The 12,677-nt window shown below is 45.1% G+C and carries 7 protein-coding genes; all 7 read left to right on the top strand.

Features of this window, described 5'->3' with window-relative positions:
* The first annotated feature begins 3 nt into the window (after positions 1–3).
* The 7 genes from GILYN3_RS06860 to GILYN3_RS06825 all read left to right on the top strand — a co-directional run bounded on the left by GILYN3_RS06860 (position 4) and on the right by GILYN3_RS06825 (position 12,302).
* A complete protein-coding gene (locus GILYN3_RS06860) occupies positions 4–732 on the top strand; it encodes a SapC family protein (protein WP_049722148.1) in 729 nt (242 codons plus the stop codon).
* A 649-nt stretch (positions 733–1,381) separates the two neighbouring features.
* Positions 1,382–4,417, top strand: a complete 3,036-nt coding sequence (locus GILYN3_RS06855) for a TonB-dependent receptor (RefSeq protein WP_049722147.1) — start codon at positions 1,382–1,384, stop codon at positions 4,415–4,417.
* Positions 4,418–4,524: 107 nt separating this feature from the next.
* Positions 4,525–5,286 carry a SapC family protein gene (locus GILYN3_RS06850; protein WP_049722146.1) on the top strand — a complete coding sequence of 254 codons (762 nt, stop codon included), beginning with the start codon at positions 4,525–4,527 and terminating at the stop codon, positions 5,284–5,286.
* Positions 5,283–6,308 (top strand): cupin-like domain-containing protein, encoded by a 1,026-nt coding sequence (locus tag GILYN3_RS06845; RefSeq protein WP_049722145.1) that lies wholly within the window; start codon positions 5,283–5,285, stop codon positions 6,306–6,308. The genes GILYN3_RS06850 and GILYN3_RS06845 overlap by 4 nt, the downstream gene beginning before the upstream one ends.
* Before the next feature lie 26 nt (positions 6,309–6,334).
* The gene (locus GILYN3_RS06840) at positions 6,335–7,816 is read left to right on the top strand and encodes a tryptophan halogenase family protein (RefSeq protein WP_049722144.1); all 1,482 of its coding nucleotides are present in this window, start codon (positions 6,335–6,337) and stop codon (positions 7,814–7,816) included.
* 866 nt (positions 7,817–8,682) lie between these two features.
* Positions 8,683–9,384: a DUF6445 family protein gene (locus GILYN3_RS06830; RefSeq protein WP_049722142.1), complete on the top strand. Its 702-nt coding sequence runs from the start codon at positions 8,683–8,685 to the stop codon at positions 9,382–9,384.
* Between the two features lie 350 nt (positions 9,385–9,734).
* Positions 9,735–12,302, top strand: a complete 2,568-nt coding sequence (locus GILYN3_RS06825) for a glycoside hydrolase family 3 protein (protein WP_084005161.1) — start codon at positions 9,735–9,737, stop codon at positions 12,300–12,302.
* Positions 12,303–12,677 lie beyond the last annotated feature (375 nt).

Here is a 12,677-nt window from a genome sequence, read left to right as displayed (position 1 = left end):
ACTATGACGAAACATGTACTGCTTAATAATGTTCAACATGCCAACTTAAAAGTGCGTGAAGGCTATGGGGAAGAGTTTGGTAACAATGTGAATTGTGTGATGACTTTTCCCACCGAGTTTGCCGATATTCAACGAGAATATCCGATTCTATTTAGTAAAAATCCCGAGACGGGAGAGTATCAATCTTATGCTTTACTCGGGCTTGCTAAAGGAGAAAACTTGTTCTTAAAAGATGGTGGCTGGCGGGCGGATTATATTCCAGCTATTGCTGCTCGTGGTCCTTTTTTAATTGGGTTTCATGAAAGTGAAAAAGATGGTGAACTTGTCAAAGAGCCCATGGTTCATGTCGATCTAGATGATGCGCGTGTTAACGAGCAAGAGGGGCGGCCGGTTTTCTTACCGCAGGGTTCTAATACGCCTTACCTAGATCATATGGCTAAAATTTTAAATGCAATTCACGATGGCATCAGTGTAAGTCAGGCTATGTTTCAGAAGTTTGAAGAGTTGGAGCTTATCGAACAGGTAACCATCAATGTCGAAGTTTCTGCCGATGAGTCATTTAGTTTGACAGACTTTTATACGATTAGTCATGAACGATTGGCGGCTTTGCGTGGTGAGGCGTTAGAGCAGCTGCACGCATCTGGTTTTTTGCAGGGAGCTTATTGGGTGATGGGCTCTACTGGCAATTTACAGAAGCTTATTGCCATGAAGCAAGCGCAATCTGAGCAGTAAGTTATAGAACCTTTTAGCTTGTATGTAGGTTAAAAGGTTTGTTTGATTACGCCTTCGCAGTATATCGTATTTGTCTATACCGCGAAGGCGAAAATTATCCGCGTCTATGCTGATACGCACTGCATGGTTATGGTGGTTAGTTTCGCCTTGCTAGTCTTTTCAAATACCTATTAATACCACTTCTTTATTATCATTTTGCTGCGATAACGCCGCAGTGATGCTAAATGTACTTTTGTGTCCCCTCAGTCAGACTTCATTGTGTCTTTAATCTTGTGTTACCTCTCTTTCTGCGGTAAATCTTAGCTCTGTTCAGTTCTATAGGATCGCTTTTTTATTCAGTTTATCTAGCCTTTAATGGCCTCCAAAAGCTTGTTTTGTCGCCAGTTACACTCTTTTTTTAAAAGCTAAGGAACTTTTACCTATTAAGGTAAAAAACAGTTGAATCCTTGACGTTAATAACGTAAGTTTACATGCCCTTAGTGTCAATTTGACTAATAGGTTGAGTTGTAAATTGGACTTATGAAGCTTGCAAGAGGTATTGCCCTAGACTCGAAGCGAAGTCATAAGCCTGTTAACTCATCCTGCACAACGTTTATTTTGGCTTGAAAGGGTATGTGCTGTACCGAATTAATAATAAAAGGAGAGCTTCATGTATAAAACATCTAACTTTAAAAAGAAATTGATAGCTTCAGCGGTCGCTTCGGCTGCAATGGTTAGTATGGGGCAGCTTGCCCAAGCCCAAGATCAAGAAGGAACGCTGGAGGAGGTCGTTGTTACGGGTATCCGTGCCTCGCTTGAGCGCTCGATGGATATTAAGCGTGATTCCTCGGGTGTTGTGGATGCTATTTCTGCCGAAGACATCGGTAAATTCCCCGATACCAACCTTGCGGAGTCTCTGCAGCGTATTACAGGTGTTTCAATCAATCGTAATAACGGTGAAGGCTCACAAATAACCGTCCGTGGTTTTGGCCCTGACTTAAACATGGTTACCCTGAACGGAAGAACCCTTCCAACGGGTAGTGCCTACGGTGGTAGCTCAGGTGCCGATGCCTCGACACGTGGGGGTAACTCCCGTGCATTTGATTTCGCTAACTTGTCTGCAGATGCAGTTTCTGGTGTAGAGGTATACAAAACCAGCAAAGCTAATATCGCGACGGGTGGTATTGGTGCAACAGTAAACGTTAAAACTTCCAAGCCGTTAGATAATCCAGGTCTTAAAGTAAGTGTCGGTGGTAAAGCGATAATGGATACCACTAATCGCACCGGCGATGATGTGACTCCTGAAGTTTCTGGTATATTCAGCTGGTCTGATGACGATGGTATGTTTGGTGTGTCTTTGAGTGCAAGCTATTCAGAACGTGACTCAGGCTTCACGGGCGCTACCGTTAACGATTGGTCAGTTGCAGAATGGGGGGCGGGTGATACGCAAACCATTTATGATAACCCAGCAAGCAGTGACGTATTCGTGAATGCGCCAGAGGTTGGTGAGCTTTACTCTCGCCCTAACGATGTTCGTTACACATTCTCCGACCGTCAACGCGATCGTACCAATGCACAACTTACATTCCAGTTCAGACCTATTGATAGTTTGACTGCCAGTTTGGACTACACCTTCGCGCAAACTAATCAGACTGAGCACCGCGGCGAAGTAACCACTTGGGTTCAAAATGGTGGATTTATTGAGAGTGTTGAATTTGATGATTCAACTATTAAGACGCCAATTTTTATCACCGAGAGCTATAGCCCTTCTACGAGAGATGTGGGTTTCTCTCAACAATATCGTTCACAGGAAGATACTCTGGAGTCAACCGGCCTGAACGTAGAGTGGGCAGTCAACGATCAACTGACCGTAAGCCTTGATGCTCACAGCTCCACCATGGAGAGTCTGCCCACCGGCCCAGGTCACTCAGGTGAGCTGGATGTAGGTATTGGCTCTACCGTCAAAACTGGGGCTAGCTGGCAATTCAGTGGTGCCGATATCCCCAACTGGACCCACACTCTCGGCGCCGATTTGGAAGAAAACCTCAGTTCTTCGGTATTGCGTGTGTTCTCTGTTGAGCAATTGTCTGAAGTAGATCAAATTAAGCTGGATGCCAATTGGGAATTCGATAATGGCAGCCGTTTTGATTTTGGTCTTGAGCGTCGTGAAATGAACTCAAACACCATTAGCTATAATGGTAATAACAATCAGGTGTTGGGTGGCTGGGGTGCTTCAGCGCCTGGCGAGTTCCCCGATGGCTCCTTTGAGCCTTTCGATGTGGCCGGCGAGTTTGATGATCCGAGCACTGGCAATTCACCGCATATCGGCTTTCGAGCCGACGCACGCGTATTAGCTGATTTTCTCGTAGGGGAGTACAGCGGTCAAAACGCTTATGTTGGCGTGGAGAATGCAGAAGACCCAAGTGGCGTTCGAAACAGTAAGAGTAATAACAATATCCAAGAAGATACGGATGCTGTCTATTTCCAGTTTGGCACTGTTGGTCAGTTAGCTGATTTTGAAGTTAACATGCTCGCAGGTTTGCGTTATGAAGAAACTGACCAAGTCTCATCTTCAGAAACCCCTCCGTTGGCTTACTATATATGGTCGTCGGATAACGACTTCACTGCTGTTAGTGCGTCTCCGGACACCCCAACTGTTGACGGACAAAGTTATGACGTGCTGTTACCAAGCTTGGACTTTTCCGTTAACTTTTCGGATGACCTGATAGGTAGAATGTCTTACAGCAAAACCATTGCACGTCCTGGTTTAGGGAGTTTGGGGTCGGTGGTTTCGTTTGGTCAGCCCAATGGTTCAACCCTGAATGCTGGTACTACTGTTCAAGCAACAGGACAAAACCCACAGTTGAAGCCGCTTGAGTCAAGCAATTATGATGTGTCTATCGAGTGGTATTTTGATGGTGCAAGCTATGCGTCAGTCGGTTTATTTGAAAAACGTGTTATTAATTTCACGGGAACAGAGATCACAACGCAAACGTTTGATGCTCGAGACCAAACTTCTGGCCCGAGGGCGTTGGCAGCGAAAGCCGCGCTAGAAGATATCGGGGTGCCTCTTGATAACGCTAATCTTTATACAATGATGCAGATATTGGCTAATCCAAATCAAGACCCTTCTGATTTTAGTGCTGCATTGGTATCTGATTACAATGATCAGGCTGGGTATGAGTTCATTACTCCGAATGCCGACGATCCATTGTTGGAATATGAGTTTAGCACTACCGTTAACAACCGTGAGGCGAAACTTTACGGTGCCGAGTTTGCCGTGCAACACTTCTTTGGTGAGACCGGCTTTGGCGTTCAAGCTAACTACACCATCGTAAGAGGTGACGTGAAATTCGACAATTTGGACATTACTTCGGATCAGTTTGCATTGTTAGGTCTTAGTGATACTGCAAACTTGGTGTTGATGTATGAAAACTTTGGTTTTGAATCTCGTCTGGCATACAACTGGCGCGATAAGTTCTTGAACAGAACTGGTGCAGGCTCTAATAACCCTGGATACATTGAAGCTTATTCACAATTGGACTTGAATGTTACTTATAACGTCACGGACAATTTGGCTGTATCTTTTGAAGGTATAAACTTGACCGGAGAAGATCGTCGTGAACATGCTCGCAATGAAAACATGATGTGGGGCTATGATGATTTGGGGGCTCGCTATCAATTAGGCGCTCGTTACAGTTTCTAAGTTTTTACTTAAAGGCTGTTTGATGGAAAAAGAGTCGCCTAGGCGACTCTTTTTTTAGCTCAATTTATATGATACCTTTTGTCGTTCACGTAAGCCGGTAGGTTTAAATGCAAAAAATCGAATTATTAAATAACATTACTCATGAATGTTTGAAGGTGGATGCAAAATTTTCAGCCGAGCTCGGTGATAATGTGAGCAACACAGTGACATTTATGACTGAATTATCCGAGGTTCAAAAAGAATATCCAATACTGTGCCGTAAAGACTCAGAAACTGGTGAGTATCAGGCAGTTGTGTTTTTTGGGCTGCAAAAAGATGAAAATTTGTTTTTGATAGGGCACGATTCGACAAGCCAAAAGCATCTGGGGTGGCGCGCTGAATATGTTCCGGCGGCTATGGCTAGAGGACCTTTTTCAATTGGAGCTCAGCGTGATGCAGGCGTAGAGAAGCAGAACCCTGTCGTGCACATCGATATGGAGCACCCCAAGGTAAACTGTGATAACGGCCAAGAGTTGTTTTTGCAAAATGGTGGGCAGAGCCCGTATCTTGATTATATTACAAGCGCTTTGAACACTATTAATGACGGTGTGCACCTGACGAAATTAATGTTTGAGGCGTTTAATAAGTATGATTTGCTCGAGCCAGTCACGCTGGATATAGAGTTTTTAGATCGAAGCAAGTTAAAGATCAGTCGGTTTGAAACAATTAATGCTGAAAAATTATCTCGGCTCAGTGCAGAAGCATTAGCGGAGCTTAATAAATTAGGTTTTCTTCAGGCAGCCTATTTTATTCTTACATCTATGTCCAATGTTGGAAAGCTAATTGATTGGAAGAATCGTAAGCTTGTGGCGGGCGGAGACGCTAATTGACTTTGAAGAAAATAAAAGTACTGAATGGAATTAATTCGAAGAACATTCCGCGTAATGTAATTAATTCTGCGGAGCCGGTCCTTTTTAAGCAAATGGTTAGTGATTGGCCCGCAGTCAATGCAGGGAAAATTTCCGATAGGGCGTCTGTTGATTATTTAAAAAAATTTTACAACGACACTCCAACTGTTGTATGTAAAATTCCTCCCCAAAACAAAGGAAGAATGTTTTACAACGAAGATTGTACTGAACTCAATTATGAGAGCTTTAAAGGGTATATTGATGAAACTCTAGATGCTATTTTGGAGGGGGCGGATAAATTAGATGCTCCTGCGTATTACATTGCGTCCAATATAATCAGTACGCATTTTCCTGGGTTTTGCGATGCGAATGATCTGGTGATCCCGCGGAATAAACATCCTGAAGCTTTGAATGAACGAGTTAGTATTTGGATCGGTGGTAAAACTACTGCCACATGTCATTTTGACGCATTAGATAATATTGCATGCTGTATTGCAGGTAAGCGTAGATTTACGCTTTTCCCCCCCGATCAGATAGATAACCTTTACCCTGGCCCGTTTGATCCAACACCTGGTGGGCAGGTCATTAGTTTGGTGGATTTTAAGAATCCCGACTTTGAAAAGTTTCCTCGATTTAAAGAGGCACTTTTGGTTGCCCAAGTCGTTGACCTAGAGCCTGGCGATGCCTTATTTGTGCCGGCCATGTGGTGGCACCATGTAGAGGGGTTGGCGCCCTACAATATTTTAGTGAATTACTGGTGGGAGGATGCGCCAGCGTTCTTGACCTCCGGTATGAATGCTCTCCATTTTGCGATGCTCGGAATTAGAGATAAATCTGTCCATGAGCGAGAGGCTTGGAGACACATTTTCGAGTATTATATTTTTAATGGTCCTGAAAAATCCCACACACACCTTCCGTTAAAGTCGAGAGGTTTTTTAAATACTTTGGATAGGCTGGGAGCCAGAAAATTAAGGGCTTTGCTTATCAATAAATTAAATCGTTGATATCAATAGATATGGGAAGTCGAAAAATGTCAGGTGGCAAGACTAAAGTGGTGATTGCAGGAGGTGGCACGGCGGGCTGGATTGCGGCCGCGGCGATGTCTCATCAAATGGGAGAGTTGCTCGATATAATATTAGTGGAGTCTCAGGAGATAGGGACAGTTGGTGTCGGCGAAGCTACTATTCCACCTATGAGAACATTTCATCGATTGTTGGGTATTAATGAGCAAGAGTTTGTGAGAGCAACAAATGCTACTTTTAAGCTTGGTATTCAATTCGAAAACTGGAAACAAATCGGCGAAAAATATTTTCATTCTTTTGGTGTTACGGGTAAGCAAACTATAATTACCGACTTTATCCATTTTTGGCTTCGAGGTCGAGAGTTAGGGGTTGCAGGTGAATTTGGTGATTATTGTCTCGAATATAAAGCAGCCTTACAAGGGCGCTTCTCTTTAAATAGTCAGTCCAAAATAAATTATGCATTTCATCTTGATGCTGGACGCTACGCCAGTTTTCTTAGGGAGCGTGCTGAAGCTTGTGGTGTTAAAAGGGTTGAAGGGAAAATAGCCCAGATAAATCAAAACCCTGATTCTGGTTGTATCACCTCATTACAGCTGGAGTCAGGGCAAGAGTTGGTCGGAGATTTATTTATTGATTGTACCGGTATGAAAGGCTTGTTGATTGAGCAGACTTTGCAAACCGGATTCGAGGAGTGGGGGCATTGGTTGCCTTGCGATACGGCTATTGCAATTCAAACTGAGCCTACTGAGCCGCCTACGCCTTATACAAAATCGATTGCTCACCATGCAGGTTGGCGCTGGAAAATACCTTTGCAGAGTCGAGTCGGAAACGGCATGGTTTTCTCTGGTCGTCATATGTCTAATGATGAAGCGAAAGATATGTTGCTTTCAAGTGTTGAGGGGAAAACTCTTACCGAACCTAGAGTTATTAAGTTTAAAACGGGTAGGCGAAAAAAATCCTGGAATAAAAATTGTATTGCGATGGGGTTGGCTTCTGGCTTTTTGGAACCGCTGGAGTCTACCAGTATTCATATGATAATGACTGCTGTAACTCGCTTGCTGCAATTGTTTCCACATGGCGGGATTAAGCAGTCAATCGTCGATGAGTATAACAATCAAGCTGAAAGTGAATACGAAAGAATTAGAGACTTTATCATTTTACATTATAAGGCGACTGAGCGTGACGATAGCCCATTTTGGCGTTATTGCAAGGATATGGAAATTCCATATGGTCTGAAACATCGTATGGACCTTTTTAAAGATTTTGGCAGATCAAATCAAGTCGAAGGTGAATTATTTCGGTTGGACTCATGGACTCAGGTTATGCTAGGGCAGGGAGTTGTCCCTTCGTCATATCATCCCATGGTGGCACTGATGCCAGAATCGGGACTGCAAAACTTTTTAGGCAGCATTGCGGCAGAGGTTGATGACAATATCGCGATGATGTCGATGCATGAGGATTTTATTAAAAGGTATTGCAATAGAGTGTGATTTTCAGTGGGGTATATAAAAACATTATTCACGCAATAATTATCTGAATGCATTCATTGATTTTGTAGCGTTTTCTGCGTTGCTTGGAGGTTGCCTTAAATATTTCTCAAGAGAGCCGCTCTCAGCCTTGTCTTGCCATATGTGTTGATGAATAGTTTTATGGCTCCTTAATCGCGGCATCAGCTTTTGACGACGTATTTGCTCGACCACCTGCTCCGGCGCCCACTTTTTCGTTAAGAGTTTTCGAATAGTTATAAAGGTCACTGTTCGAGTAGTGCCTATTTCGTCTAGGGAGTCGTCTTCTTGCTAGGGCTCGACGATTAGCCTGAATGCTCGATAGGCACTATCAATGCCATCTGGCGGTTACGTTTAGCTCTCGATATAGTGTTGATAAGTGTCTTCCTAGCCTGCCAGTAATAGCCCTAATAGAATAAGCCTTGCTGTTTAAGGGTGATAAGTATTATCCTTTCTTCATAGGTGAGCCGTTTATATGTCATGACTTTTCACTTCTTGACGGGAGAGAAAAACAGGAATTTTACAGTTCATCTTCTTTTTAATAAAAATGTCGCACTTAGTAGATGATCAGCATCTAGATAAAGTTCGCGAACAGGACGCGGAAGGTTTGCTCATGCTACTAAAGACTATGATCATTAGTGGTAAAAAGTACTAAAGCCGATGGCTAGACTGAACCCCGAAGTGTAGAGAAGTCTTTCGGAGTAAGAGTAAACGTTTTGAACTTGGGCACGACTACATGGACGCGAATCGTTACAAAAAACGGTGCAAGGGCTGCCTTTGCATCACGACTTTATTGCCAATTATTGTCAGTCGGCAAGACCATCTATGCCCTCGTTGGCTGAGTTTACCTTATGAATTTTCAACTTCCTCCTAACTTATCTGTACAATCCTTCTCTCTTGGTCAAGAGGGAGCACCGTTGCTGGTGATTGACCATTGTATTGATCAGCCGGAATTGCTGCTTAAGTGGGCAGCCGCTAGTGAGTTTGTACAGCCTAAGGTGGTGTTTCCTGGTTTACGAGCTGTAGCGCCACCAGCGTACCAGTATTATTTAGCGGTAACGCTCTTGCCACTGTTGCGGCAATACTTTGATTTAGTGGGCGATAAGCTGCGATTTTCTATGTGCCATTATTCACTCGTGACTACGCCTCCCGAAAAATTGGCGCTGATCCAGCGGATTCCGCACGTAGACTCTTTCGATGCCTATGGATTAGCTACGGTTCATTATTTGTTTCGTAAGCCGCTAGGGGGAACGGCTTTTTACCGTCACCGTAAAACCGGCTTTGAAGTTATTAACGAGGCACGTAAACTGGAGTACTTTCGCTCTCTTGAGGCGGAAAATGATGGCCCTAACTTGCCGCAAGCTGGTTATATTAACGGTGATACGCCGTTGTTTGAGCAGATTGCTAAACAAGATGCTGTGTTTAATCGAATGCTGGTGTACCGGCGTAGCTCTTTACACTCGGGTTGTATCGATTCTCATTTTGTTCCTGATTCCAATCCACTTACGGGGCGGTTATCGATTAATTCATTTTTGGATGTCGTGGCCAAATAGCTTGCATGTTTTGATTGCTGAAGTGCGGTGTAAAGTGTCGTTAATTTGGCCGTCTTGAGCCGGATTTGTGGTTATAATGCCAAGCTTTACGCTCGCCATTGTTTGACCGGCTCGCAAGCGCTACTATAAATAATAATTAAAAAGTCGTCTGAGTAAACGTTTAAACGTAAAGTCAAACATCCATTTATAGGCTTTCCTGTTGTCGGCCTTTGCCACTTTGCACCAAGCTGCGATGTGGGGCGATTATCTTAGGTACAATGCAGTACCCTTACGGCACATTGGGGTTGGTTGCAGAAAATAACCCCCCAGCTTAAAACAAAAATTATACTGATAAACTATAAGGAGCCTGTATGGCTATTCATTCTGTTCAACGCTTAACTGTGGCAGTTGCTGTAATGGCGGCTGTAGTTGGCTGCGAAACACACAATAACTCAGCTTCATCTCAAGCCCAGCCGGTGGCCTGGCCTGCGCTGCAAAGCGAAGTCAAACAAGATCCTGCACTTGAGTCTCGGATTGATGAGCTGTTGTCCCAGATGACGCTCGAAGAGAAAGTGGGACAGATGATCCAGCCTGAAATTAAACAGGTTACCCCAGATGATGTTCGCCAGTACCACTTGGGCTCGGTACTCAATGGTGGCGGTACAACGCCTGATAACAACAAATACGCCAGTGTCCAAGACTGGGTTGATCTGGCCGATAGCTATTATTACGCCTCGATTGATAAAACTGGCGGTCGCACCGGTGTGCCTATTATTTGGGGTACCGATGCCGTTCACGGTGTTGGCAACGTGATTGGGGCCACTTTGTTCCCCCACAATATCGCGTTAGGCGCTACCCACAATCCAGACTTGCTAGAGCAAATTGGTTGGGTTACCGGACGCGAGTTAAAAATCACCGGTATTGATTGGAATTTTTCGCCCACAGTCGCGGTAGCACGCGATGAGCGTTGGGGCCGTACTTATGAGGCTTGGTCAGAAGATCCTGAGCTGGTAGGTCAGTACGCCGGACGAATGATCCGGGGCTTGCAGGGAGAGCCCTCGTCAGATGATTTTTTAAATGACGATCATGTGATCGCTACGGCCAAGCATTTTATTGGCGATGGCGGCACCGATAAAGGCGTTGATCGCGGTGAGACGATCGCGACCGAAGAGCAGCTGCGCGATATACATGGAGCAGGTTACTTTACTGCGATTGAAGCGGGCGTTCAGGTGGTCATGGCCTCGTTTACCTCTTGGGAGGGAACGCGGATGCACGGGCATGAGTACCTAATGACCGATGTCCTGAAAGGACAAATGGGTTTTGATGGTTTAATAGTAGGTGACTGGAGTGGCCACGGCTTTATTCCCGGTTGTACCGCACTGGATTGTCCGCAAGCGGTTAACGCCGGCTTGGACATTTACATGGCACCCGAGCCTGATTGGAAAAAGCTGTTTGCCAGCACGGTAAAACACGCTAAAGAGGGCACCATTCCAATGTCTCGCATTGACGATGCTGTGCGTCGCATCCTGCGGGTTAAGTTGCGTGCGGGGTTGTTTGAGGCCGGTGCACCGTCTGAGCGTGGTATTGCCGGACGTGCCGATCTGTTAGGTGCGCCAGAGCACCGTGCGGTGGCTCGACAAGCTGTGAGTGAATCATTGGTATTGCTGAAAAACACCGACGGTTTATTGCCGTTAAGCCGCGATATGAAAGTCTTAGTGGCCGGTGATGGCGCCAATAATATTGGTAAGCAAACCGGTGGTTGGTCGGTAACTTGGCAGGGTACAGGCAATAAAAACTCTGACTTCCCTGGCGCCACCTCGATTTATGACGGTATTGCCGAGGCAGTTCAAGCGGGCGGCGGTTCGGTGGAGCTGAGTGAGTCGGGTACTTATCAGCAAAAGCCGGATGTAGCAATTGTCGTGTTTGGTGAAGACCCTTACGCCGAAATGCAGGGCGACTTAACCAACTTGATGTACAAAAATGGTTCCGAGTCTGATTTAAACTTGCTGAAATCTTTTAAAGAACAAGGGATTCCGGTTGTATCATTGTTTATTACTGGCCGCCCATTGTGGGTAAATCGTGAGTTAAATGCCTCTGATGCCTTTATGGTCGTTTGGCAGCCCGGTACTGAGGGCAACGGTGTGGCCGATGTGGTGTTCCGCGATAACACGGGTGCCATTAATCACGATGCCAAAGGACGTTTGTCATTTACTTGGCCTGAGCGCCCCGATCAGTACCGCTTAAATCGCGGCGATAAAAACTACAATCCACTGTTTCCTTATGGTTTTGGTTTAAGTTACGCCGATAAAGACACGCTGGGTGACAAGCTGTCTGAAAAAGGCCTGAAAAAAGCAGCTACTCAAGACGTACTTGAGCTGTTTAATCGCCGCTCATTGGACCCTTGGGCGATTGAGGCTGTAGGTGCTGAGAATGACCGTGCGGTTATGAACAGCAACACCATGCAAACCTCGACGGTATTGGTAGAGGCGGTCGATCGCAACGAGCAACAAGATGCACGCCGTGTAGTCTTTAACGGTAAAGGGGCTGGGCACGTAGCCTTGTTTGCTGAAGATCGTCAAGATTGGAGTGGTTACATTGAAGCTAAGGCCGCGCTGTCGTTTGATATTAAAGTAGATAAAGCGCCTACGGCGACTACCTACTTACGTCTTGGTTGTGGCTCTTACTGTGCGGCAGATATCGACATGACCGAGCGTATGACAGAGAGCTTGGCTGGCGCTGGCTGGCAAACCATTACTGTCGATTTGGCGTGCTTCCCAGCTGCGGGCGAGAACTTTGGTTTAACTCAGCCGCAGACCGAATACATTACCCAGCTGTTGCGTCCGTTCACGATTTATACTACGGGCGAGTTGGATATGAGCTTTGCTAATGTCCGTGTTTTAAAAGGTGCAGGGGCTAGCGCATTGATTAGCTGTCAATAAACTAACATCTTAATATGGGGCCGCCGTGCCCCAATTGCATGATTTAAAGCAGCCTCCAGAGGCTGCTTTTTTGTGCGTGGCAATATATCCATCTCCATGTTTTAAAGGTGTTATTGTTCGCAGGCTTTTGTTTTCGATGGTTTTTTTATATTTAAAAAGCGGATCGTGTCAGTACTTCGAGTTGTTTTGATTAACTCCCTGAAAGTTATATAACTACCCCCACTTTGTCACATAAAACCTCCTGTAACGGGTTACATGCGTCAATGTAATGGGTTACACTCCGAGCGCTGGTGTAGCTTGATTTGCTTTTGTTACTAAAAACAAGAGCTTGTTAGTCGGTCATTTTTAATTGACGGGCTTTAAAGTCGCGCCAGC

Source organism: Gilvimarinus polysaccharolyticus, assembly GCF_001187555.1.
Classification (GTDB): domain Bacteria; phylum Pseudomonadota; class Gammaproteobacteria; order Pseudomonadales; family Cellvibrionaceae; genus Gilvimarinus; species Gilvimarinus polysaccharolyticus.
The sequence above is the reverse complement of the archived record's forward strand: the minus strand, read 5'-3'. Positions and strand labels throughout refer to the sequence as shown.